This is a genomic window from Aceticella sp. 75b-Ac, assembly GCF_056032965.2.
The window spans coordinates 286,005-309,814 of record NZ_CM190971.1 but is presented as its reverse complement, the minus strand read 5'-3'; the positions used below and the strand labels follow the sequence as shown (position 1 = coordinate 309,814).

Genomic DNA, 23,810 nt, shown 5'->3' with positions numbered 1-23,810 from the left:
TTACCTCCTCGAGCTTTTTGGTTTGTACAATATTTTTAAAATTACTTACAGAAATATACAGCTAAAAACTCTAATAGAAATAAGTTTTAATTCACTTTAATGTGTTTAAACCAATAAATTCAAATATTCATACAATTTTTATATAAAAAAGAGCATACTTCACCTATGAGTTATTTTAACCAATTTTTGAAAATATTCTATAATCGTTAAAACTATATTTGTGGATAAATATTTTTTAAATTTTCTTTTTTGTGGATATCTTTTATGCACTTTTAATAAGACTTCTCATCTTGTCTTCTTGCTTTTCTTTGATCCTTCCAACTGCCATAGCAAGCATAACACACAATGCAATTCCACATCTTATTTTCATTTTTTTAAGTCCTCTTATGTAATGTTTCTCAAAGCCAAAGGATCCATCTAATCTGCTATTTACACGCTCTACAGATGTCCTTTTTTTATACAGCCTTTCCCATTTATAACTTGAACGATCTATTGGTGTGAAAATTCTACTGTTTTCTTCTAAAGAAATCCTTAGTCCACTTGCTCCTGGACATTTAACCATATATTTGCATTTAAGTCCGTACTGTTTCGCTGGACATATTTTTTTAACATGTTTCTATCTTTTTCAATACCACCATTACACATTTCACGTCTTTCGCCTGTTTCAAGACAGTAGCAATATACATTGCCTTTATAGTTATATACTACATTTTTTATGTTGCTTAATTGACGGGTTTTTTCGCCATCTTTCCACATATTCCTTATGTCTATAACTGGCTTTATTTTATATTCATCCCAAAGTTTTATTATTAGTTTTGTGTCATCATATCCTCTGTCTGCTTCAACTGTCTCGCATTTTTTTTGATTTCCGGGTGGTTTTTGTTTATTAGATGTAACCTGTCCAAACCATTTTACTATCTTTGACCATGCTGTTCCATTTTTATTTTTGCCTTTGTACTCTTTTTTTGATAAATCTGAGTCTATGTCTCTACGGCCATATTTCTCCTTGTTTTTATTTTCGTGCCCTGCCAAAGAAGATATTGCTTTTCCATCAATTGCAAGATTCTTGCCAAACCCTGGTAATATTTTTTCAAGTTCATCTACTAATTTATTAAATATCTCATTTAAAAACCTTTTTAACAACATCAAACCAAATACCAATTTTTAACAAACGAATTAGTTGCATACAACAAATTAAAAAGGCTGGTTTACGTTTGGCTTCCGGTAATATTGTAGGACTTCCATATCAAACAATTGATGATATAGCCAATGACATAATCTTAATGAATGATTTGGAAATTAGTTTTGCTCCCGTTATTCCTTATATACCTGTTTCTAATACGCCACTTATTATTGAAGCAAAGAAAGAAAATAATAAAAAAAATTTAGAATTAACAATAAAAGAAATATCCTTATTAAGAATTATGATGCCAAAAGTCAATATTACTGCTCAACAACCAGGTGAAGATTTTAAAAACGGATTGTCTGATTTAAATGGAAATTTAAATACACTAAAGGCAGGAGCTAATGTGCTTCTTATTGACATGTTGCCTCAAGAATTAATAGAAAATTTTAATATTATTGATAACAGAATGATTAAAGGGTTAAATCATATTAACAAATTAATTACATTGTATAATTTATAAATATTTTAACAAAGATGGTAACAACTATTTATCGCCATCTTTGTTTTCAATTGTAATATAATCTAAATTACAGTATTAAATGCCTTTCTCCATGCTACAATATCTATAATAAGAATTATTATTATAAATATTAACACACCATATCTAAAAAATGTAGAAATGAAATGTATAGCAACTAAAATAAACATCAAAAGCATAATCGGTATTATAATCACGTTCTCCCCTAGCTGAGTTCCAAATGCTTCTGAAAAGGGCAGAGCTTTTGGAAAGGCTTTAAAGCATATCACGACGTAAAACATCATATTTAAAAACACTAAAATCAAATCAGGAATTATTCTTATTCCAAATATACCTATAAAGATTAAACTTTCAAGCATAAATATTGGTACTACAATCTTGGCAATGAATGCCTTAAATGTTCCCCTATAAATATCAGATGTTTCTTTAATCGGCAAAGCTTTGTATAACTAAGCCGCTTTATAGCTCTCTGAATATTTAATCATCATCATGGCTGTCGGAAACATCAATGAACAAAAATATATACTTAAATAAATCTTGCTTGACGATATATTGGAAAAGGGATTGCTTCTTAAATTATCAAATAATAAAATAAAAGGCAATACAACCGCAAATCCTAAAGAAGGATATACTTTTAATTTAAACTGTCTTTCATTTTTCATCATATCATTAGCAAATCTAAAAAATGTTTTTTCCATTTTTGTGAAACAAACAATTTTAGACAATCTATTAATAAATTTTGCATCTGTCCTTTTGCTTTCAACATTATTATTTAACTTTTGTAAATTTTTTCAAATTGTGGAATCAACTTTAAATAAATTGCAAAAGAAATTATCGGCACAATTATAGCAAGCACCGTAAATAGTATATAATTAAAATTATAATTTTTATGCAATATTACTTCAAAAGGAGACGCAAACCATGTGGGAATTATAAAATACTGCCACCATTTAGGAGTAAATACCGCATTAAAATTTACAAAATCAAATAACCTACATAGCAATTGATATCCAATAGCAATAGTTATTGCTAAACTAATCTGAACATAGTTAATTATATCTTTCAATTTTTCCCCGTCAAAAAATTTTAGAATCAATAAGTATAAAAGAGCTGTGATTACAATGACAAATAAATCCATAAGAATTATTTCTGATAAAAATAAAAGGAAAAATATAATGCCATGACGTATTAAGGCTACAATCAAAGGAATTCCTGTTAAAGCAAATGTAATAGAAAACATATATATTGATATATGTATAAATTTAGCCATGTTTAAGGTCTTTGCTTTTACCGGCTTGGAATAAATGATATTCTTATCTTTTATATCTAATAGTACGGAAGAAAAATCTGAAATCAACGATGTCATAAGCATAAACATTAAGAAGCCAAAAACAAAACTCATTTGAAAAATAAAATTATGTTTCATCAATATAAATGGAACGAAAATCAAACTAAATAATCCATATATTAATAACGATAAAGTAAAATTGTTTCTATTCTCATTGGAGAGGTATTTTTTTGATTTTGATGAATTGCTCATAATAGTCGGCACTCTTCTTCCGTCCATAGTAAGCTTTACTTGTAAGACCTTTCTCATCGTATAATAGTCAACATCAATTTTCTCAAAAAATAACCTAAATTTATCCAAGATTTTCAGTGAAATAAAATCTTTCATGAGAACTATACTCCTTCAACCACTGATACAAAATTTTCTGCTATTTCCTTGTATTCATTAAAACCGGTAAGCTGATTAAATATTTCCTCAAGTGAACCTTCCCGGCACTTATGTTTTAATTCTTCAAAGCTTCCGTCGGCAACAATCTGTCCCTCTTTAATTAATATTATTCTATTGCTTATTTTTTCGACAACCTCCATTATATGTGATGAATAAAATATGGCTTTCCCTTGTATTGCTAATTCTCTCAATATTTCCTTGACTATCATAACACTATTGGCATCAAGCCCGCTTAGTGGTTCATCAAAAAACAATATATCCGGGTTATGCAATAAGCTTGAAATTAATAGTACTTTCTGCCTCATTCCTTTAGAATAAGAAGTCATTCTGGAATTATATACATCTTCAATTCCAAACATAGACATTAGCTTTCTTGCTTTTTTATCAACTATGTTATATTCCAAACCATATAGTTCACCAATAAAAGTTAAATATTCAGCCGCAGTAAGGCTGTCATACAATTCTGCAGTTTCAGGTACATATCCGATTTTCCTTTTATACTCCACATCACCATTAGATATGTCCTGTCCAAAAATTTTAACTTCTCATGTATATCCTGCAACAAGTCCAAGCATAATTTTTACAGTAGTACTTTTACCTGCTCCATTAGGACCAATATACCCTATAACCTCACCCTTGGCAACCTCTAAATTTATTCCTTTTAAAACCTGCTTATCTCCATAGCTCATTTTCAAATCCTTAATTTTTATCATAGGTTCTTTATTAAATTTCATATTCTTCTTCCTCTCAAATAAATATAATATGAAACCTTCTTTTCTATTTCCCCACTTTTGATTTATTTTACATTAAATAATTAAAAATTACAATACATAAATACCATCGTTTTTCTACATTATAGAGCTATCTTTTTTATACACAGCATAAAAAAATAGCTTGGCTTTTAAAGTCTGCTATGGAATAAGATCAAATAGTCATAAATTATTATTAACGCTTAGTTAATCATTTTATCTTCTTTTAATACTTCATACAACCCTTTTGCAAGATATTTTGTAGTTCCAAGTGCCTCTTCTAAGGTATTCTCATTACACCCGAGTTCGATTAGTATGGCTTTATCAAGAAAATGCTGATTATACTCGCTATATGTATGAACCTCAACCCCTAAGGAAATACCCGGATACAATTCATTAAGCTTATCACTAAGCTGTTTTGCAAATTCATAATTCTTTTTCCAATCTTCATTCATATCTTTCGTTCTTCTTGCACCTATTACAAACATTAACTTTGCTATTCTTTCACCATTAATATCCATGATATATTTATTTCTGTATGGCTGGTTTGGAAGACTGCTTAAAGCAGGTATACAATCAACACCCGGCTTCATTATACCGCCATATCCATCCCGATGCAGGTCAATTGCGACTTTTATTGATGGGTTATTTTCAAGCAATTTTTTTACTGTCAAAGATGAATTGTAATATGATTCATCATAATTATAATCGTGAATTGTTTTATTATGCAATACACTTATACCATAATTTTTTTCAAGATTATCCGTTAAATAATCTCCGACTTTTGCTACACTTAGGTTTAAATTATCCGTCCTGTCATATCCATATGATGCTATATATTTATATTTAGGAGTTGCTACAAATGATTCCATTGTATGTGTATGATAAAGCAAAATTATCGGTTTCCCTAATGACTTAATATTTGAATTTGCAGAAATATCTGGAGGGGCTTCTTCAGGTTTTGATGTTTGTTTCCCATTATCAACATTTGAAGTTATGTTGTTTTTTGCTGTAGAAGCATTTTTGTTTTCGCCCTGTGCCAGAACCGGTATTTGGTATTTTATTATACTTAATGGATTATTTGTATCGATATTCAACAATGATGCAATTGTCAAATCTTTTCCACTATATCCCTGCGTCTTAAAACTAACATCAACAACTGGCATTGTATAATTAATAGCCATAATAAACATATTGTCGACATTATTATATTCTTCAGCAAAGGCATCAGTAATTATTCCGCTATTTTGTGTTTTAATATTATTCGTTATCATCCATTTATATCCCAATATATTTATTGTAAGAAGCAGCATAAACAAAATTTTTTTAATTCTATAACATTTTATTGAATTCTTATACAATAAAAGCACCCCTCTTTTGTATTTTATTCACATAGGAATCCCAGATTAAAACAAAAAGTCATTTTCCTCTCTAAGAGATATTTACTTAATTGACTTTTTATAATATAAATTATTCGAAAGAGAGGTGCTTTATTACAAAATTAATGTACAAGTTGATTCATTTCTTCAATTGTCATATTAGGTTGTAATACCATATTTATACCCTTTGATATGATTGAAGAAATATTCTCAATTAAAGAATCTACTTCTTTTGGAGTTACCATGAGGTCTTTAACATATGGATTCAATACCTCTTTAATAAGTGCATATTTATCTTCACTCCCCATGTTTTTTAATACTGTATAAAATGGACTATCCTCTTTTGTTTGTTTAATAAGTGAATTTGTCAGATATTCTATTGTATCATTTGCTATTGTAGCAGCATCTACTACTGTGGGAACTCCAATAGCTATGACAGGTATCCCAATACTTTCCTGATTTATTGCAAGTCTCATATTGCCAATACCTGAACCGGGACTTATACCGGTATTTGCAATTTGTATCGTTGTAGCTAACCTTTCTATCCTTCTGGATGCAAGTGCGTCAATTGTTATTAATATGTCAGGTTTAATCCTATCAACAATACCTTTTACAATTTCAACTGTTTCAATACCTGTGATACCAAGAACACCTGGTGCTATAGCAGATACAGCACTTATTTCATTTCCAAATTCATCTGGAATAATTTCTTTCAAATGCCTTGTTATAATTACATCTGAAACCACCTTTGGTCCAAGTGCATCAGGCGTAACATTCCAATTACCAAGACCTACCACAAGTATATTTGTTTCAGCACTTAAGGTTGTTATTTGTTTAATGACGTTTGCAAGTATTTTCGCTACATTTTCTTCTAATTTCAAATCCCTTTCTATCAAATCAGGTGCTTCTATTGTTATATAATCACCAACAGGCTTTCCCATTGCCTGTACTCCCTGTTCATTTAAAATGCTTACTTTTACAACCTTAACCCCTTCATAATTTTTTTCTTCTACGGATACACCGGGTATTTCACCTGCATAACCCTCTTTATAAAGTTCACGTGCCTCTACAGCAAGGTCTGTCCTTATACTGAACATGATTTCACCTCAATTCAGTAGGTATAAAAGCATCTACAAGCCCTATTACAAATGCTGCTATCAATGCACCCGGAATCGTAGCATGTATTGTAGGCACAATAAATTGTGCAATATATATAACTATTGCCGCAACAATAAACCCTACAATACCTCTGCTCCTTGGTGAGATATTTTTCCCCAACAATGCTTCAACAATATATCCCAATAAGGCAATAACAACTGCTGAAATTAAAGCACCCCAAAAGCCTGCAACACTAAAACCAGGTACAAGGTATCCAACCACTAATAAGACAATTGCAGATACAATAAACCTAACTATTGATTTCAACATAAAAATCACCTCCTGTAAATATGATAAACAATTTGACAGATAATATACCACTATGGTAAATTATTATTAATTAATCAGTTGCAAATATTATGTTTTCATGTTAAAATTACATTTGATTGATTTGAGGAGGTGAAAAAGTTTGGCAAATATAAAATCCGCAAAAAAAAGAATTTTAGTTACTGCAAAAAAGACTTTAAAAAACAAAATGATAAAATCTAAAGTAAAAACGGCTATTTCCAAATTTGAAAAGAATCTTTCCGCCGGTAACATAGATGAATCAAAGAAAACATTAAAGGCCGCTATTAGAGAGCTTGACAAGGCATATTCAAAAGGTGTTTTGCATAGAAATACCATTGCAAGAAAAAAATCAAGACTCTGTAAAAAATTAAATACCTTAGATGCATAAAAGCGTACATGGTACGCTTTTTCACTTACAAAGTTTTCTTATGAGATTTTCTAAGGAAAGCCTTGCATCATGTCCTGATTTTAACGCTTTATCACATAACAAGCATTTGTCATATGCTGCAATCAGTTCTTTAAAACTAAACATTTTACTCTGTATTAGTATATCCTTAACTGCAAAACTATGTATACTTAATCTTGCAGCATATTCTTTTTTATCAATATTTTTTTGCATAAGATATACAACTTTTAAAATATTTCGGAACTGTCTTATAATCATGCTTAATATAACAATACCACTTTCACCGTTATTAATCATTCTATTTAAAAGATATATTGCTTCTGCTTCCTTTTTTAAGCCAATCGAGTTAACTAAATTAAATATATTTTCATGTAAATCAACGCAAACAACAGCTTTAATATCTTTTTCTGATACCTCATCATTTTCAGAATATGCAATAATTTTATTTACTTCGTTAAATATTCTGTATAAATCTGTTCCACAATTTTTTACAATAAATTCTGCCAATGGCTTTTTTATAGTCTTCCCATATTTCCTTATAAAATATCCGGTATAATTAACAGCTTCTTTATATTTTACCCTTTCAAAATTTACTATGATACCATATTTTTCAATTGTTTTAAAAAATTTTTTCCTCATATCAATTGTATCACCAAACATGAACAGCAGAATATTGTCATTATTTTTGTTTCCGATATAATCAATCAATTTTTTAATACTTCTATCATCAAGCCTTTTAAACATGTCTTGGTCCTTTACAACTACCAATTTGTGCTGGGACATAAAAGGAAGGGTTTCACATGCATCAATAATATTATCCAAATTTGCTTCCTCAATCATTAAACAATTCATTTCATCTGCAATCCCATTAAGCAATATATTCTTTAATTTTTTATAAGCATCATCCAATAAAAACTTTTCTTCACCATAAAAAACATATACAGGTAATATTTTAGATTTTAAACTATTTATAAAGTCTGTATAATTCATCTTACCCTTCATTCCTTTCCCTCTACTAAAACAACAGAATTGACTCAAAAGAACATAAAATATATTTTTAATTCTCAATAAACTTTTTTACTTTAATAACATTACCATCCGTATTTATAATAACTGCGCCATCCCTGTCTGTTCTATATAATTTAGAAATACTTGCTAAGTATTTTACGACATTAACATTGGGATGTCCATAATTATTTTTACCCACTGAAATTATAGTAATCTCAGGATTTACCTTCTCAATAAAATCTTTTGTTGAAGATGTACTTGAACCATGATGTGGAACCTTTAGCACATCTGCTTTTATATCTAAATTTTTCAATTTGTTTTCTGCTTCCTTTTCAATATCACCCGTAAATAAAAAATCAGCATTTCTATAAATCATTTTAAATGTTAAAGCATTATTATTAATTGGATTTTCCTCAATAAAATCTTTCCCGGGACTTAATACAATAAAATCAATTCCATCTATCGTCACCACATCTCCTTGTGTTAAAAATACAACTGGTATTTGTTTTGATTTAACAATTTCAATAAGTTCTTTGTAATTATTATCCGTAATCTTCTGTTCTCCTATGAATATTTTCTTAACGTTTATTTCATTAAGGATACTTAATACTCCTCCGATATGGTCAATATCCGTATGTGAGATAAATATAGTATCAAGCGTTGCTGTATTTTTATAGTACAAAAAGGGCATTACTATATTATGTCCAACATCAAATGCCGTACCATTTGCATTTGGTCTTCCGCCTCCATCAATAAGGATTTTCTTCCCGTGAGGTGTTTCTACAAAAGCACTGTCGCCCTGCCCCACATCAAGAAATGTAACTTCCAATCCTTTATGTACAGCAACATTATAAACAATTCCTGCAATAAAAATAAAGATTATTATTGCAGTTATTTGATATTTAAGCTTTTTATTTAATTTACTTAAAAACACTATAATCATTATATAATACAATATAATAGCATAAAAAGGCATTACTAATGTATTTATGCTTGCATATGGTAAACAACTAAGAAATTTTGTCAAATATAAAATTATCTCAACAATCGGTATGTTAATATAATTTATTGGAAAAGATAAAAATGGTATGACTATGCTTATAACCGCAGATATAAATCCAAGAATAACAACAGCACCTGTTATTGGTACAATTAATATGTTTGCCAAAAGAGAAATAAGAGATAAATTGTGAAAATAAAAAAGTATAATTGGAATTGTGCCGATTTGCGCTGCCATCGTCAAAGCAATCATATCCTTAAGTTTTTTATTTGGAATTTTTATCAAAGCTTTTAATGGATTATAGAGATATATGATTGATAAGGTTGCTATAAACGATAGTTGAAAACCAACATCATAAATCATAAGGGGATTAATGAGCAATATAAATACTGCAGCAACAGAAATAGAATTTTCCGGCACGTTATTTCTCCCTATACTTGTACCTATCAATGCCATTGATGCCATGATTGTTGACCTCATAACAGGCGGTACTGAGCCAGTTAATAGGGTATAAAATATTAAAATCAAGATAACAATTGGTGTACTGTATCTATTGATTTTAAAAAATCCCAGTATAAATATAATAAATAAGGCAATAACGCCAACATGAAGTCCCGATACCGACAATACATGGGCAATGCCGGTAATTCTAAAGGAATTCATCGTAGCATCATCTATACTATAATCCCCCAATATTATAGATGAAACAAATTCAGCATCATTTTTCGGCATTGATGCGGCATATCCAGCCCTGATTTTATTTCTTGTGTTCTGTAATATTCTATCAATAACACCATTTTTGTTCTTTTGTACTATTTCAAAGCTTGTACCTTTAATACTCATCAGTGCCCCTATATTATTTTTCCTTAAAAATAATCTGTAGTTAAATCCTCCCGGATTTCTTTTTTCTGGAGGTATATATACTATTCCCCTTACATTTACTAAATCTCCATTTTCAGGTGGAATCCCCTCATACTGTGATACAAGAATCTTTAGACCTCTATCTGGGTTAACAATATATTTTGATAAATTCTGCATTTTCTTTAGTTCAGATACGGTACCCCTTATAGTTACAAGCTTTCCTTCCATAGTTTCATAATTGTTTTTCGAATATATAGCGTTTGTACCAATTATAACTCCAAAAAGAAAAATACTTATTAAAATGGGAAGCGTAGCATTTAAGGATTTCTTATACATGATAATAGAAAAAAATACAGATATAAGCAACAATATAAATAAATAATTTATGTTTATATTATATCGACCAACAATTATACCAGAGGATAGAGCTATTGCAATATATAAAAAGGGGGCGTTCATTTTATACCTCTCTTCTGTACTTGAAAAATATACTATATAGCCTTTGTAAGCTAAGAATAATAATCCTCATATCATGTACCCCCTGGATATTCTTACAATAAAATCATATAATTTTATACAATAAAAAGCAATATCTTCTTATAAGCATGATAAATAATCTTAATAAAAAAAAGCTGTTTAAAACAGCTTAATTAGAATTCCTATTTAAAAAAGGTTTAACAATTTCCATTATTATTAATGGTGCAAGTGATAGAGCTATAATAATGTCCCAGTCATAAATATTAACATTTTTAACCTCAAAAATTGTATTCAATGGTGTCATAACTACAATAAGTTGTAATATCAATGATATTGTAAATGCAAAAATCATATATTTGTTTTTAAATATTCCTATTTTAAATATAGATTTATTTGACCTTACATTCATCGCCTGAACTAATTGTGACATTGTTAAAACCACAAAAGCCATGGTTCTTCCATTGCTAAGGCTTTCATTAAGACCTATTATAAAAGCCAAAAAAGATACAGCACCTATCATTATACCTTCTAAAGGTATCCTTATTGCCAAACCTTCTGAAAATATTCCTTCTTCCTTCCTCCGTGGCTTTTTAAGCATTATATCTTTTTCAGCCGGTTCTAATCCAAGAGCAAGTGCAGGTAAACTATCTGTAATAAGATTAACCCATAATATATGTATTGGCTTTAAAGGAAGCGGCATCCCAAGTATTGTTGCAACCAATAAAACAATTATCTCCCCTATATTACAGGAAAGAAGGTAATGTATTGACTTTTTTATATTTGAATAAATAGTCCTGCCTTCCTCCACTGCCACAACAATAGTAGAAAAATTGTCATCTGTCAAAACCATATCTGCAGCTTCCTTAGCTACATCAGTACCTGTAATCCCCATCGCAGCACCAATATCAGCTTGTTTTAACGCCGGTGCATCATTTACACCGTCACCGGTCATAGCAACTACTGCTTTATTTTTTTGCCATGCTTTTATTATCCTCATCTTATGCTCTGGCGAAACCCTTGCATAAACAGAAATATTTTTCACTCTATTGATTAATTCCTCATCCGAAACTTTTTCCAGTTCTTTGCCTGATATAACTTCGTCATTTTCACTCAGTATTCCCAGTTCTCTTGCTATTGCAGATGCTGTGATTTTATGATCTCCTGTTATCATTACCGGTTTGATTCCCGCTTTTTTACACAACTTCACAGATTCTTCTACTTCTTCCCGCGGTGGATCTATCATTCCTATAAGCCCTACAAATATCAAGTCCTTTTCTACCGCTTCACTGGATAGATTTTCAGGAATTTTGTCAATATCTTTATATGATACAGCAAGCACCCTTAAGGCGTCTTTACCCATTTTTTCATTTTCTTTTTTTATCTCTTCTTTATCTTCATTTCCGAGCGATATTACTTCATCATTTTTTAATATGTATTTGCATCTTTCAATAATATTATCAAATGCACCCTTGGTTACAATTCTATATCTATCTTTATCCATTCTATGTATTGTTGTCATCATTTTACGTTCAGAATCAAAAGGAATTTCTGCTTCTCTGGGATTTTCATTTTCTGCATCTATTTTTTTAGACCCTGTACTTTCAAAGGCAGCCACCAGTGCAACCTCAGTCGGGTCACCAATACTTTTGCCATCTTTATTAATTATTGCATCTGTACATAAAGCAGCAGCCTTTAATATAAAATGCAGTTTTTCATTAACGTTATTTCTTAATCCATATTCCCTGCCATCACTAAATACTTTAACGACGGTCATTTTATTCTGTGTTAATGTTCCTGTCTTGTCGGAACAAATAACATTAGCACTGCCTAAGGTTTCAACAGCTGTCAACTTTCTTATTATTGCATTCCTTTTAATCATTTTTTGAACACCAATCGCAAGTGTAATAGTAACGACTGCCGGTAAACCTTCTGGTATAGCAGCAACTGCAAGACTTACAGCAGTCATAAACATCTCAAAAACCGGTCTTTTTTCAAGTACCCCTATTATAAATATAATTACACATATAATGATAGCACCTGAGCCAAGATATTTTCCAAGCTGTTCCAGCTTTTCCTGTAAGGGCGTTCTTTGATTGTTTTCACTCTCTAACATACAGGCTATACAACCTACCTCTGTATTCATGCCAGTTGCTGTTACAACGTATTTCCCTCTACCGTATGTAACAATTGTTCCCTTATAAACCATATTTGTTCTGCCGCCAATATCTAAATCCTCATCCTCAATCATCATCTGAGATTTTTCTACCGGCAAAGACTCACCGGTAAGTGATGATTCATCAATCTTTAAATTGGCAGATTCTATTATTCTGCCATCTGCCGGGACAAAATTACCTGCTTCCAAAAATACAATATCACCCGGAACTATGTTGGAAACTTCTATTTCAATAATTCTACCATCTCTCAAGACTCTTGCGTTTGGTGCAGATAATTTCTTTAAAGCTTCAAGAGATTCCTCCGCCTTGTTTTCCTGAATCATCCCAAGAAGTGCATTTAATATTAAGATAAATAATATTATAACTGCATCTACAACCTCTCCAAGAAAAAAAGATATAAAAGCTGCTATAATTAATATAATTACCATATAATTATTAAACTGTTCAATAAACATTGAAAATATAGATTTTCTTCCTTTACCTTTTAGACTATTTGTCCCATATTTAGAAAGCCTTATTTCAACCTCCCTGCTTGATAATCCTTTGTTTGAATCTGTATTCAAATCTTTAAGGACTTCTGCTATATCAAATCTCCAATATTTTTTCATTCTTTTTCTCCTTTCCATAAATCAGATAAAAATGTTAAATATAGAGTGAGACCTTTATTTCGTGATAATATCACAAAATAAAGGTCTCACTCGCAGTTACTGCATAATCAACCGGGTTTTTAGTACCGTGATGACGACTGATTATTTAAGAGTTACTCCCCTTCATTAAAACAATAATATTATTATCTCTAATATATTTAAACATTATCAAATTATATTCATATTATTCTGTATTTATATTTTTTGTTGAAACATAAAATACAATCAAATCATCGAGACGCCTGCTGATATCAAGTACAACATCATATTTGACATTCTTCTGTTGAATTAAATCATCAAGTTCCTGCCTTAAATCATTTATTTTTTGCTCCAATACCGAAATATTAGTATTCATAATGCTTCTCCTTTTAAAATGATTGCATATACAATTTTATCATTTTAAACCATAAATTTCAATAGTATGCTAAGGAAAATTTAATTAATTTTCCCCATAACTTTCAACAATTTCTTGTATGATTCTACTATATCCTTTGCACAATTTATTTTCCAGTCATTTGCTTTTAAAAATATATCCTCTTCATTATAAATCTTATTCATTATATCATCATTAATAATTTTTCTTTTAATATTTTCCATTAAATTCTCAAGCTCAAAATTTTTATTACTATCCAAGATAATTCCTCCTAACATATATAGAATTGATATACAATATATTTTTGCCTATAGGCAATTTTATTTGCGTAAAATATTTTATATTGTTATATATTCTATATATGTTATAAATTTCCTGCTATTCTGGAAAAATCATTGTTTGTTTCCTCATATATTATTCTTAACAATATGAATACTATTTATTATTTATATTTTTATCTCTTTACTTTTATATTTTCAATGCTAAGCAAAACATTCTTATTTTACATGTTTATTTTACTCATAAACCTTTGTTCCATATACTGATGTAATCTTTCTAAACTCGCTAATTAGTTTTTTTGTAATTTCACCAGCTTTTCCACTGCCTATTATCCTATGGTCAACCTCAGTAACCGGTATGGCTTCTGCTGCTGTTCCTGTCAGAAAACATTCGTCAGCCGTATATACATTAAATAATGAAATGTTCTTTTCTTCAAAAGGTATATTTAATTCCTTTGCTATGTCAATTACTGTAGCCCTTGTTATTCCTCCAAGTGCTCCTGCTGCTGATGGTGGTGTGAATAAGGTTCCATTTGATACTATGAAAATATTATCCCCTGTACATTCAACAACATAACCCTCAAGATTTAAAAGCAACGCTTCAGAATATCCCGCTTTTACCGCCTCAATTTTAGCAAGTATATTATTCAAATAATTTAATGATTTTATCTGTGGGTCAAGTGATTGTATTGAATTCCTCCTATATGTAGACGTAATTATTTTAAGCCCCTTTTCATATGTTTCCTCAGGATACAAAGCAATTTTATCTGCAATTATTACTATAGTTGGTTTATCACATTTATATGGATCAAGCCCAAGGTCACCTTTTCCTCTCGATACAACTAATCTAATATAGGCATCCTTTAAATTGTTTTTTCTAACCGTTTCACAAACCTTTTTTTCCATTTCCTCCATAGTAATTGGTATATCAAGAAGCAAAGCTTTTGACATACTATAAAGCCTTTTTAAATGCTCCTTAAGTTTAAACACTGTACCGTTGTATGCCCTGATACCTTCAAATATACCATCGCCATAAAGATATCCGTGGTCAAAAACAGAAACAACCGCCTTATCGCTGTCAACAAACTCACCATTTATATATACAATAGACATTTCAATTCCCCCAATGCATATTAATATTTTAACGTAAATTATAACATTATAAATTTATTTAGTCAATCAAAACAAAAAGCCCCATTACAGGGACTCTTTGTATTCCTTTTATTCAGCTTCTTTTATTGCTCCTGTTGGGCAAACATCCTCACATGCTCCACAATCAATACATGCATCGGCATTTACTTCATACTTGTCATCAACTTCTTTTATTGCATCTTCTGGGCATTCATCAGCACAAGCACCACAACTTATGCATTCTTCTTGATCAATAATATGCGCCATCTTATTTCCTCCTTTCAAGTATACAGTATGTACTTCATAAATATGAACCACCCCGTGTGAACTACACACCAATAAATTGGCGAGCTTCGTGCTGCCGATGAAAGTCCCATCGGTACGCAACCGGGATGTCCAACCCCACTACTGCCGTGACGGGTTTCCCCATCCTTTGCAGATACTTTTTCATACATACTGGCTTTTATCTCTCCAATAAATTGGAGAAGATTCCCGCCAGTTTGTCCTAAATGGATTATATCATAATTTTTTTTTGTAATCAATATAAAAAAATCAATATAAAAAATTTTTTTGTCATTAAAATAAGTCTTATTCTTCAAAATTAAAACTTATTTAAGTTTAAAATACCATTCTAAGATTTATATTAAAAAGAGTATTCCTTAAAGAAAATTATTAGAACTAAGTGGATATGAATGGTAGCCTTAAGGGGAGTCGAACCCCTGTCTTCGCCGTGAGAGGGCGATGTCCTAGGCCACTAGACGATAAGGCCGCAAATGATGGCTGCCGAACTAGGATTCGAACCTAGACTAGATGATCCAGAGTCATCGGTGCTACCGTTACACCATTCGGCACCAGCTAACAGAAAATATTATAACATGGCTTTATTATTTTGACAAGCCTTTTTTTATTTTTATTTTTTCAATATATATTTATCATTTTTAACTTTATTTATTCATAAATAATCCTCTTGAAATAACCCTCTTGATTTATAATATGATTATTCTACTTCTTCATGGTAGTTTTCGATATATTCAATCGCCTTTTCTATTCTCTCAAGGGTTTTAGCCTTTCCTAAAAGTTCCATAATATCAAACAAACCAGGTCCAAATGTCTTGCCAGATATTGCGAGCCTCGTTGGGTGAAATAAATTCCCGCTGGAAATTTTCAGTTCCTCAATAAGCCTTCTGTATGCATCCTCTGTATTTTCCACTGTAAAAGGCTCTACATTTTCTAATGCTTTTTTCGCTTTTTTTAATATGTCTATAACGCCGGTCTTTAAAAAATATTTTTTTACACCCTTTTTATCATACTCTTCTATCTCTGCAAAATAATATGATAAAGCATCGGCAATATCTATAAGGGTTTTTTCCCTCTCTCTCACTGCCTTAACAATCTTTTTAATGTAATTATAATCATAGTTATCCCCAATTAAATTTTTCTTTTGCAGAAAAGGTATAACCATATTTGTCAGTTTATCGATATCATATTCCCTTATATAATGTCCATTTAGCCACGTTAATTTTTTTGTATCATATATTGCAGGATTTTTAGAAACCCTTTCAAGTGTAAATTCCTTTATGCTTTTCGAAGTATCAAATATTTCCTCTCCATCTTGAGGTATCCATCCCAATAATGTTATATAATTAATAATTGCTTCTGGCAAATATCCTAAATCTCTAAATTCCTGTACAGATGTTGCTCCATGTCTTTTGCTGAGCTTGCTCCTATCAGGCGCCAGAACCATTGAAACATGTGCAAATTCTGGGAGTTTGAATTCCAATGCCTCATATATCAAGATTTGTTTGGGGGTATTGGAAAGATGCTCTTCTGCTCTTATTACATGAGATATCTTAAACTCATAATCATCAATAACCGTCGCAAAATTATATGTCGGCATATTATCGGATTTCATTATTATAAAATCATCAAATGTTGAATTTTCAAACTCAACATTTCCCCTTATTATATCATGAACCACTGTTTTACCTACTCTGGGAACTTTAAGCCTTATAACCGGTTTTTTACCCTCTTCTAAGTATTTTTCATTCATTTCCTGTTTTAAATCCCTGCACTTCCCTGAATACATAGAAGGTCTACCGTCTTTTTGAGCTTTTTTTCTCATTTCGTCAAGTTCTTCCTTTGAGCAAAAACAATAATATGCCTTACCTTCATTAAGAAGTTGTTGAGCATATTCCCTATATCTTTCTAACCTTTGAGCTTGATAAAAAGGACCCTCATCCCAGTCTAAACCAAGCCATTTTAAACCATCAAGAATAGCTTCCATAGATTTCTCGGTAGAACGTTCAATATCAGTATCATCTACCCTAAGAATTAAACATCCTTCATTATGTCTTGCAAATAACCAATTAAACAATGCTGTACGTGCACCACCTATATGCAAATTGCCAGTAGGACTTGGCGCAAATCTCACTCTTATATCACTCATAAAATTACCTCCATACCCTTTATGCTATATAAAAATTTAGCCAGAAAATTTTAACTAACATTGATTATACTTTAATAAATAATATTTTTCAACAAAACATCATAATATAACTTCGTATCTATTTATTATAATTCTTAAAAATGATATTATAATAATATTATCAAAACATTAGGAGGTAAGCAATGAAAAATACAACAATTGAGCTTTTAAAAGAACGCGGTGTAACAATTGATGACATGGCAGAGCTTGTAATTGAACTTCAAAAAAAATACTATACGTTAACAAAAGATGAATGTATTGCAAGCATTAATTCAGTACTTAATAAAAGAGAGGTACAAAATGCAGTCTTAACAGGTATAACCCTTGATAAATTAGCTGAAAAAAATATACTTGAGGAACCACTTCTTTCTATATTAAAGCGTGACGAACCACTATACGGCATTGATGAAATTCTTGCGTTAAGTATTACAAATATATATGGTTCAATAGGACTTACAAATTTTGGTTACCTCGATAAAATCAAGCTTGGTATAATAGGTAAATTAAACGAAGATAAAAATGAACACTGCAATACCTTTATTGATGATTTAGTTGCAGCAATTGTTGCAGCCGCCTGTTCTAAAATAGCACATTCTCATAAAGATAATGAATGTGCTCATAATGATAATGAATGTTGAAAAAAAGGACAAAATATATTATAATAAATAACATTGGGAGTAGATAGGTACTGGTGTATCTACTGGTCTTCAAAACCAGCTTCTCGTCCTTTACGGCGAGAGGTGGGTTCGATTCCCACATACTCCCGCCATTTTTTTAATTTGATTACTTATAATTTTATATCAATTAACTTTTATCCTCACTATCATATTTAGCAACAACCCTTGTGGAAATACCTCCTCTTTCCATGAATTCACCAATAACCTCCATGCATTTGGGAGCTAAAAGTTTAACCAAATCATCTAATATACGGTTGACAGCATGTTCCTGTAATATTCCTACATTTCGGTATGATGTTAAATAATATTTTAAAGATTTTAATTCAACCAATTTATCATTTGGTATATACTTAATCGTCAATCTTGCATTATCCGGCAAGCCTGTCCATGGACACACAGAAGAAAATTCTTCGGTATTGTATTCTATAACCGTATCTTTCTCTGGATACTCATATACCGTCGTCTCTAAAATTTCTGAATCAATTTTATCATACCCATAAATATCAAATCTCTTTTCACTGTATTTATTCATCAGTTTAAGCGCTGGATACTCCATTCCTTAACAGGTGGATGAAATGCGCTTTTCACTCCTTTCATTTAAAAAATTATTTATCATAGTTCTTTCTGTCTTTAAATTCTTATATTTATAAAGCTTATTATACTTTATTTCTTTGATAAATTATATAAAACCGTAAAATTCATTTCCACATTTTGAACACTTGTTATTTTTTATACCAATAATATTTATATTGATATTCCTTTCAATCAGTAAATTCCTGCATACAGGACAATATGTATTGTTATCAAACCCAGAGGCATTGCCTGTATAAACATAATTAAGATATTTCTTCCCCGTTTCAGAAACCAATTTTAAGGTTTCAATAGGTGTAGGTGGATTTGTCATTTTATAATGAGGAAAATATCTTGTAAAATGTAAAGGGATGTTTTTATTTATGCCTGACAGCCATTTTGCAAGTTTTTCTATTTCATCAATATTATCATTTTCTCCTGTAACTAATAATGTTGTTATTTCAACATGACAAGATTTAGCCGCAACTTCTACTGTCCTTAATACATTGTCAAGTTTCCCGTAACACAGCTTTCTGTAATATTCATCAGTAAATGCTTTTATATCAATATTCATTGCATCAATATATTTTAGTACTTCTTTTAAAGGCTCAATGTTTATAAATCCATTTGAAACAAGCACATTTTTTAACCCATTTTCCCTCGCTGCTTTTGCACATTCTATCACATATTCAAACCAGATAGTTGGTTCATTATAAGTATATGCTATACCTATATTGTTCTTCTGAGACTTTGCAATATGTATTAATTGCTCAGGTAATGCAAAATTTCCTTCTAATTTTTGCTGTGATATCTCCCAGTTCTGGCAAAATGCACATCTTAAATTGCATCCGAAGGTTCCAATGAAAGTATATATCTACCAGGATAGAAATGATATAAAGGCTTCTTTTCTATTGGATCCAAGGCAATTGCTGTTACAATGCCATAGTTTTCAGTATTAAGGGTACCCTTCACATTTTTACGCACGTTACAAAATCCATACTTACCTTCTTTAATTATACAATCATGAGGACATAATAAGCAGTGTACTGTATTATTATCAAGTTTTTCATAAAACATTGCTTCTTTCATTTATGCCTCACCACCTTAAATTTTAATATGCTATATGGTTCCTGTGGATTTATTCCTGCCTTTTTAAGAGCAATGGAAATTTGTTCATCTACTGAATTTACACCTTCAAGGTCCGGCAGAAGGACTCCTGACCTGTAACCGCTTTTTACTATAATGCCGTATTTTTTAGGGTCAAGTTCATCTATGGATAATACCGACTCCGGTTGGGTTAAAACATCGACAGAATATTCTAAATCATCCAGTTCTTCAAGCCCTACGGGATAGAATCGAGGATCCTCCGTTCCTGCACTTATGGCATTTCTTATTATTTCATCAGCAATATTATCCCTTTGAGGATATATTGTACCTATACATCCTCTTAAGTCACCATCTTTATGTATTGAAACAAAAACCCCTGCTTTTTTATTTAACATTTCCATCGGTAAATCCTCAGGTACTTTCATTATTTTATTATTCTTAAGATAATATTCTAAACTTTTCCTTGCTAATTTTACATAGATATCTTCATTTGCCCTCGTTTCATTAATTCTTTCCTTCTTTAAATTATACAGTATTTTCATAAATCCAAAAGATTTTTCTTTTTCAGGTATAAATTCTGCAACACCATACCCAACTCCAAACGGTCCTTCATGTGAAAGCACCTTTGCTTTTACTTCATAAGCATCAAGAACCCCCAGCAAAACACATATAGACCTAAAACCACATTCTGCAGCATCTTCTATAAGGGCTTTATCCATATTGACTATTTCTTTTACTTTCATATCTTTTAAAAGATTCAGAATAAGTTCGTCAAATACCTTACCATTTGGGGTATACCCATTAGGGCTGTTTGGTGTCAGTTTATGTGAAAGGTCTCCACTGGCAATAAAAACAACCTTATTATCTGACTCAATTATTGCTTCATTTATTGCAATCCCAAATTCATAAAGCTGTTCAAAAGGCAAAAATCCATATGCCAAATTTACTAATTTAAAATCATTGTACTGTTTTGTGACAAAGTATAAAGGTACCAATGTGCCGTGGTCAACATCCTCCGGCAATGAATATTTTCTTAATATTGCTTCATCAATTGCTGCAATAGGGATATTATGTGCCTTTGCCTTTTCTAAAATCTTTTTAGATAATCCTATGTTGTTTTTAAAGCTAAATTTAACCTCTCCGGCTGCAAACTTTCCAAGGTCTCCTTCTAAGTCAGACCTCATTATTATTGACACCGCATCTCTAAAAACATAACTATGCGGCGAAATAACGATAATTGTATCAGGCATAAGTTCTCTTATATTTTTAGAAGCTAAATTTAAAGCCTCTATCGTTTTCTGTATTTTTTTTTCTTCCCCATGACCAACCTCGGGTACTATAATCGGTGGATGTGGCATGAGGTATGCCGATAAAAGCTTACCCATAGTGATTACCCCTTTCTTTTTTCATTTGCTTATATTATACTCTTAATACATATAATTTAAAATATTATTTAAAAATAATATTTGAATGGAAAAAAAATTATTGACAAATACTAAAAATAATGTTATATTCATATTGTGGAATTACCCCATATACAGGGGATAAGTATAGGAGGTTGGTATTAATGAAACCAATTAGTGTAACAGATGCGACATTTGAAAATGAAGTTTATAACTCAGACAAACCGGTATTAGTTGATTTTTGGGCAAAATGGTGCGGTCCATGCAGAATGATGGCACCTGTTCTTGAAGAATTTTCAGAAGAATATTCAAACCATATTAAGGTTGTAAAATTAGATATAGATGAAAACCCTTTAATCACAACACAATACAGGGTAATGAGCATACCTACCTTGGGTATATTTGTAAATGGTAAACTTGTTGACAAATTAGTTGGATTTATGCCCAAAGAAGAACTTGCTAACAGATTATCGAAATATATTAATGCATAATTTAAAACAAAGCATAAAAAGGAGCTAATTTCCATAGCTCCTTTTTATGCTGTTATATTTAATATTTGAAGGTCATTTACAACCTTTATATATTCGACATTTGGATCTTCAGTACCCTGTATGCTTAAATTAGCATTTTTCATTTCATTAACATATTCTATAATTTCTCTGGTTATTCTTTCACCCGGACATAATACTGGAATGCCAGGAGGATATGCCATGAGAAACTCTGCACTTATCTGTCCAATACTTTCTTCCAATGGGAGAGCTACTGTTGAACATTCAAATGCATATCTTGGTGATATTACCTGTTCAGGTATATCTGGTATATCAATAGATTTCATTATATCTACATCATCTTTATATAATTCATTGCTAATATCCCTTAATGCCCTTAACAAATAGTCAACTTTTTCCTTTGTATCACCTATTGAAAAAATACATAATACATTATACATATCAGATAACTCCGGCTGAATATAATATTTTTCAGCTAACATTCTTTCCAACTCATGACCAGTTATGCCAAGTCCCTTAGCGGTTATAGTAATCTTTGTTGGGTCAAAATCATATGCACCATTTTTACCTACAATTTCATCTCCAAAACAATACAATCCATTTATATTGTTTATCTCTTTACGTGCATATTCCGAAAGTTCAATTGTCATATCAAGCAATTTCTTACCTTCTATCATCATTTGTTTCCTTGCAACATCTAGGGACGCCAGCAATATATAAGAAGGGCTTGTTGTTTGTAGTAAGCTCATGACCTGTTTTACTCTTAATACATCTATTCTATCCGCTTTTACATGTAGCATTGAACTCTGTGTCATTGAGCCAATAATCTTATGTGTGCTTTGTGCACATATATCTGCCCCTGCTTCCATAGCTGATATTGGTAATTTCTCATTAAATTTCAAATGGGGACCATGTGCCTCGTCTACCATCAAAATTGCTCCATAGTCATGGACAATTTCAGCAATTTTAACAATATCTGCTGATACACCATAATAGGTGGGATTTATAATTAAAACAGCCTTTGCATCGGGATTATCTTTAAGTGTTTTTTCTACTGCTTCCGGTGTAACATTAAGAGCAACGCCTATATTTTTGTCAACCTCTGGCTGCATATAAACAGGCACTGCTCCGCTTAAAATTATTCCAGAGGTAACCGATTTATGAATATTTCGAGGTACAATAATTTTTTCATTTTCACCCATAACACTTAAAATCATAGCCTGTATAGCTCCTGATGTCCCGTGAATACAAAAGAATGTAGCATCAGCACCGAAAGCATCTGCTGCTAATTCTTGAGCTTCCTTTATAGGACCGGTTGGCTTATGAAGGCTGTCAACTTGCTTAAATACAGTAACATCCATTGATAAAACATTTTTTCCAACAAATTCTAAAAAATTTTTTTCCATTCCTTTTCCTTTTTTATGCCCCGGAACATGAAAAGGTATCGTGTTATTATTGACATATTCCATTAGAGCATCAAACAATGGGGTCTTTTCATGATTTAAATTTTTCAACTTGATTAACACCTTCTTTCATAAGTTTTGGCTCAGAATAAAAGCCTGAACCACGATGCAAAAAGGATCAGGGCTTTAAAACATTAATTATTTTCCTTTTTTGTTTTCAATTTATTATAAGATATATTTATTCATATTTCAATAAAAAATTTATAATTTATTTTTTTCTATAATTATAATATGCAGTATTATAAAAAACTGCGAAAGCAATAAACTC

The 23,810-nt window shown here is 31.0% G+C and carries 25 protein-coding genes, 3 tRNA genes and 2 pseudogenes; 5 read left to right on the top strand and 25 right to left on the bottom strand.

Annotated elements, in window-relative coordinates; translation table 11 throughout:
- Nucleotides 1–262: 262 nt before the first annotated feature.
- Together AC0LWJ_RS01580 and AC0LWJ_RS01575 are read right to left on the bottom strand one after the other, a co-directional pair.
- The gene (locus tag AC0LWJ_RS01580; RefSeq protein WP_474237112.1) at nt 263–562 is read right to left on the bottom strand and encodes a hypothetical protein; all 300 of its coding nucleotides are present in this window, start codon (nt 560–562) and stop codon (nt 263–265) included.
- On the bottom strand, nt 532–1,161 hold the full coding sequence (locus AC0LWJ_RS01575) for a hypothetical protein (protein WP_503031457.1): 630 nt from the start codon (nt 1,159–1,161) through the stop codon (nt 532–534). The genes AC0LWJ_RS01580 and AC0LWJ_RS01575 overlap by 31 nt, the downstream gene beginning before the upstream one ends.
- Before the next feature lie 53 nt (nt 1,162–1,214).
- Between AC0LWJ_RS01575 and AC0LWJ_RS01570 the strand changes: the two genes are divergently transcribed.
- Nucleotides 1,215–1,646 (top strand): biotin synthase BioB, encoded by a 432-nt coding sequence (locus AC0LWJ_RS01570; RefSeq protein WP_474237114.1) that lies wholly within the window; start codon nt 1,215–1,217, stop codon nt 1,644–1,646.
- A gap of 62 nt (nt 1,647–1,708) precedes the next feature.
- On the opposite strand, the gene AC0LWJ_RS01565 is transcribed toward AC0LWJ_RS01570, so the two are convergent.
- The 8 genes and pseudogenes from AC0LWJ_RS01565 to AC0LWJ_RS01530 form a co-directional block, all read right to left on the bottom strand.
- Complete coding sequence (locus tag AC0LWJ_RS01565; RefSeq protein WP_474237115.1) at nt 1,709–2,101, bottom strand: hypothetical protein; 393 nt, start codon at nt 2,099–2,101, stop codon at nt 1,709–1,711.
- A gap of 12 nt (nt 2,102–2,113) precedes the next feature.
- The gene (locus AC0LWJ_RS01560) at nt 2,114–2,362 is read right to left on the bottom strand and encodes a hypothetical protein (RefSeq protein ID WP_474237116.1); all 249 of its coding nucleotides are present in this window, start codon (nt 2,360–2,362) and stop codon (nt 2,114–2,116) included.
- 74 nt (nt 2,363–2,436) lie between these two features.
- Entirely contained in the window at nt 2,437–3,339 is a 903-nt protein-coding gene (locus tag AC0LWJ_RS01555) for a hypothetical protein (RefSeq protein WP_474237117.1), read from the bottom strand.
- 5 nt (nt 3,340–3,344) lie between these two features.
- Nucleotides 3,345–3,704 (bottom strand): ATP-binding cassette domain-containing protein, encoded by a 360-nt coding sequence (locus tag AC0LWJ_RS01550; protein ID WP_503031487.1) that lies wholly within the window; start codon nt 3,702–3,704, stop codon nt 3,345–3,347.
- Nucleotides 3,693–4,088: pseudogene (locus AC0LWJ_RS01545) on the bottom strand (ATP-binding cassette domain-containing protein); the annotation flags it as partial. The pseudogene AC0LWJ_RS01545 and the gene AC0LWJ_RS01550, both read right to left, overlap by 12 nt.
- 263 nt (nt 4,089–4,351) lie before the next feature.
- Nucleotides 4,352–5,509, bottom strand: coding sequence for a stage II sporulation protein P (spoIIP, locus tag AC0LWJ_RS01540; RefSeq protein WP_474237118.1), 1,158 nt, complete (start codon nt 5,507–5,509; stop codon nt 4,352–4,354).
- Between the two features lie 140 nt (nt 5,510–5,649).
- A complete protein-coding gene (gene gpr, locus AC0LWJ_RS01535; protein ID WP_474237119.1) occupies nt 5,650–6,624 on the bottom strand; it encodes a GPR endopeptidase in 975 nt (324 codons plus the stop codon).
- A 4-nt stretch (nt 6,625–6,628) separates the two neighbouring features.
- Nucleotides 6,629–6,955, bottom strand: a complete 327-nt coding sequence (locus tag AC0LWJ_RS01530; protein WP_284679438.1) for a phage holin family protein — start codon at nt 6,953–6,955, stop codon at nt 6,629–6,631.
- A 139-nt stretch (nt 6,956–7,094) separates the two neighbouring features.
- Between AC0LWJ_RS01530 and rpsT the strand changes: the two genes are divergently transcribed.
- The gene (rpsT, locus tag AC0LWJ_RS01525) at nt 7,095–7,361 is read left to right on the top strand and encodes a 30S ribosomal protein S20 (protein ID WP_284679439.1); all 267 of its coding nucleotides are present in this window, start codon (nt 7,095–7,097) and stop codon (nt 7,359–7,361) included.
- Between the two features lie 21 nt (nt 7,362–7,382).
- On the opposite strand, the gene holA is transcribed toward rpsT, so the two are convergent.
- From holA to gltX, 11 genes are all read right to left on the bottom strand, one after another.
- Complete coding sequence (gene holA, locus AC0LWJ_RS01520; protein ID WP_474237120.1) at nt 7,383–8,381, bottom strand: DNA polymerase III subunit delta; 999 nt, start codon at nt 8,379–8,381, stop codon at nt 7,383–7,385.
- A 55-nt stretch (nt 8,382–8,436) separates the two neighbouring features.
- Entirely contained in the window at nt 8,437–10,584 is a 2,148-nt protein-coding gene (locus tag AC0LWJ_RS01515) for a DNA internalization-related competence protein ComEC/Rec2 (RefSeq protein ID WP_503031456.1), read from the bottom strand.
- Between the two features lie 310 nt (nt 10,585–10,894).
- Nucleotides 10,895–13,507 carry a calcium-translocating P-type ATPase, SERCA-type gene (locus AC0LWJ_RS01510; RefSeq protein ID WP_474237122.1) on the bottom strand — a complete coding sequence of 871 codons (2,613 nt, stop codon included), beginning with the start codon at nt 13,505–13,507 and terminating at the stop codon, nt 10,895–10,897.
- A gap of 223 nt (nt 13,508–13,730) precedes the next feature.
- Nucleotides 13,731–13,901 carry a Spo0E family sporulation regulatory protein-aspartic acid phosphatase gene (locus AC0LWJ_RS01505; protein ID WP_474237123.1) on the bottom strand — a complete coding sequence of 57 codons (171 nt, stop codon included), beginning with the start codon at nt 13,899–13,901 and terminating at the stop codon, nt 13,731–13,733.
- Between the two features lie 80 nt (nt 13,902–13,981).
- Nucleotides 13,982–14,179 (bottom strand): hypothetical protein, encoded by a 198-nt coding sequence (locus AC0LWJ_RS01500; protein ID WP_474237124.1) that lies wholly within the window; start codon nt 14,177–14,179, stop codon nt 13,982–13,984.
- A 255-nt stretch (nt 14,180–14,434) separates the two neighbouring features.
- Nucleotides 14,435–15,310 carry a branched-chain-amino-acid transaminase gene (gene ilvE, locus AC0LWJ_RS01495; RefSeq protein WP_474237125.1) on the bottom strand — a complete coding sequence of 292 codons (876 nt, stop codon included), beginning with the start codon at nt 15,308–15,310 and terminating at the stop codon, nt 14,435–14,437.
- Between the two features lie 108 nt (nt 15,311–15,418).
- Nucleotides 15,419–15,595, bottom strand: a complete 177-nt coding sequence (fdxA, locus tag AC0LWJ_RS01490; RefSeq protein ID WP_474237126.1) for a 4Fe-4S ferredoxin — start codon at nt 15,593–15,595, stop codon at nt 15,419–15,421.
- Nucleotides 15,596–15,609: 14 nt separating this feature from the next.
- Nucleotides 15,610–15,870 (bottom strand): hypothetical protein, encoded by a 261-nt coding sequence (locus AC0LWJ_RS01485; RefSeq protein ID WP_474237127.1) that lies wholly within the window; start codon nt 15,868–15,870, stop codon nt 15,610–15,612.
- A gap of 151 nt (nt 15,871–16,021) precedes the next feature.
- Nucleotides 16,022–16,097, bottom strand: a tRNA-Glu gene (locus AC0LWJ_RS01480).
- Nucleotides 16,098–16,105: 8 nt separating this feature from the next.
- Nucleotides 16,106–16,179: transfer RNA gene (locus tag AC0LWJ_RS01475), tRNA-Gln, on the bottom strand.
- Between the two features lie 146 nt (nt 16,180–16,325).
- Nucleotides 16,326–17,774 carry a glutamate--tRNA ligase gene (gltX, locus tag AC0LWJ_RS01470; protein ID WP_474237128.1) on the bottom strand — a complete coding sequence of 483 codons (1,449 nt, stop codon included), beginning with the start codon at nt 17,772–17,774 and terminating at the stop codon, nt 16,326–16,328.
- A 182-nt stretch (nt 17,775–17,956) separates the two neighbouring features.
- Here gltX and AC0LWJ_RS01465 point away from each other — a divergent pair, with 182 nt between their 5' ends.
- The gene (locus AC0LWJ_RS01465) at nt 17,957–18,451 is read left to right on the top strand and encodes a phosphatidylglycerophosphatase A family protein (protein WP_474237129.1); all 495 of its coding nucleotides are present in this window, start codon (nt 17,957–17,959) and stop codon (nt 18,449–18,451) included.
- Nucleotides 18,452–18,486: 35 nt separating this feature from the next.
- Nucleotides 18,487–18,582: transfer RNA gene (locus AC0LWJ_RS01460), tRNA-Sec, on the top strand.
- A gap of 35 nt (nt 18,583–18,617) precedes the next feature.
- On the opposite strand, the gene queF is transcribed toward AC0LWJ_RS01460, so the two are convergent.
- The 3 genes and pseudogenes from queF to amrA form a co-directional block, all read right to left on the bottom strand.
- Complete coding sequence (gene queF / locus AC0LWJ_RS01455) at nt 18,618–19,025, bottom strand: preQ(1) synthase (protein ID WP_474237196.1); 408 nt, start codon at nt 19,023–19,025, stop codon at nt 18,618–18,620.
- A 144-nt stretch (nt 19,026–19,169) separates the two neighbouring features.
- A pseudogene (amrS, locus tag AC0LWJ_RS01450) lies at nt 19,170–20,149 on the bottom strand (AmmeMemoRadiSam system radical SAM enzyme).
- Nucleotides 20,146–21,552 (bottom strand): AmmeMemoRadiSam system protein A, encoded by a 1,407-nt coding sequence (gene amrA / locus AC0LWJ_RS01445; protein WP_474237130.1) that lies wholly within the window; start codon nt 21,550–21,552, stop codon nt 20,146–20,148. Before amrA ends, amrS begins: the two are co-directional and overlap by 4 nt.
- A gap of 182 nt (nt 21,553–21,734) precedes the next feature.
- Here amrA and trxA point away from each other — a divergent pair, with 182 nt between their 5' ends.
- The gene (trxA, locus tag AC0LWJ_RS01440) at nt 21,735–22,061 is read left to right on the top strand and encodes a thioredoxin (protein ID WP_503031455.1); all 327 of its coding nucleotides are present in this window, start codon (nt 21,735–21,737) and stop codon (nt 22,059–22,061) included.
- Between the two features lie 44 nt (nt 22,062–22,105).
- On the opposite strand, the gene AC0LWJ_RS01435 is transcribed toward trxA, so the two are convergent.
- Complete coding sequence (locus tag AC0LWJ_RS01435; RefSeq protein WP_474237132.1) at nt 22,106–23,593, bottom strand: aminotransferase class I/II-fold pyridoxal phosphate-dependent enzyme; 1,488 nt, start codon at nt 23,591–23,593, stop codon at nt 22,106–22,108.
- Nucleotides 23,594–23,810 lie beyond the last annotated feature (217 nt).